Source organism: Moorena sp. SIO3I6 (genome assembly GCF_010672095.1).
This window is the reverse complement of sequence record NZ_JAAHHU010001682.1, coordinates 1-1,077: the sequence shown is the minus strand read 5'-3', so window position 1 is coordinate 1,077 and position 1,077 is coordinate 1. Positions and strand designations below refer to the sequence as shown.

Here is a 1,077-nt window from a genome sequence, read left to right as displayed (position 1 = left end):
GACAAATTGACTGTGGGGCTTGCTGAATAGATAATACTGAATTTCCTGTGGGGATAACATCAAGCATAAGGTGGCAAAATTTCCCAAACTGCTTGGTAAAATTGCTGGAAATACAATTTTGCTAATTGGTTTATCCTGGGACCAGGATTGCTGTAGACACACTTGTAACATTTTAACTCCTGATTATCTATTTATAGTGTAATAAACCTATGAATAGCATCATTAAAAACTGCATAATATCAAGGCAGAATCAATGAAATATTCCTGGGTCACCGTTGATGCTGTTAATTGGTTAAACTTGACATGCCATAATGTTTCAGGTAAACTATCTAAACTTCCTAATGATAGTGATGAAATATTCAAGGGGTAAGTAGATTGTTGAGCGACTACTTCCTTAACGCCATCGTTATAATTCTGGAAAAACTTATTATTCATAACGGTTCCAGAGAGAAAATTTTCAGTCATTGGGGGAATCCCATTGACAAACATCAGGCAGGTAGTGACAGCAGCTGCTTCGATAAAGGTTCTCCAATAACGATGGTTCATAAGTAGAGTTAAGTTGATTGAGATCTAGAAATAAGGCTTACTAGAAGCCCAATTCAGTAATCAATGGCGGTCGTTATCCTAGCGTTATTCATGGTTCACAGTACTCTTCACATAACGCCTAAAGTTTACGGAAAATTACTGAATTGATGCTATAGTTTCAAGATGAAGTTTCGATGTTTGCGATTGCGTTTTTGTTGTGTTTGAGTTGATGTATACCAATCACTAAGCAGAAATGGGAGAGGGTGAAAAGGAAAAAGGCTGGCAGGCAAAATCGATATTTTATTGCCTGACGTTTAACGTCATCTTTGGTACTTTGAACAATCAACGGTCGGACCCTTGAGAGTGGGATAGAAGAAAATATAGCAATCCGATTTGAGTTGTGAAACACCAGAAGAGGGGGAGAGGGGTCTCAGACCAGAAGTGGAGGAAGAGAAGTAAGAATCTCACCATGGGTTCTTTTTCACAAATGATTGAGGATTTCTATATACTTCTGACCCCATCACCTGATCACGTCATCACCCCATCACCCCA

Annotated in this window: 1 protein-coding gene; it reads right to left on the bottom strand. The window is 38.7% G+C overall.

Annotated features, from left to right (window positions below; all coding sequences use genetic code 11):
* Nucleotides 1-222: 222 nt before the first annotated feature.
* Nucleotides 223-546 carry a hypothetical protein gene (locus F6K49_RS52260; protein ID WP_293110951.1) on the bottom strand — a complete coding sequence of 108 codons (324 nt, stop codon included), beginning with the start codon at nucleotides 544-546 and terminating at the stop codon, nucleotides 223-225.
* Nucleotides 547-1,077: the final 531 nt, after the last annotated feature.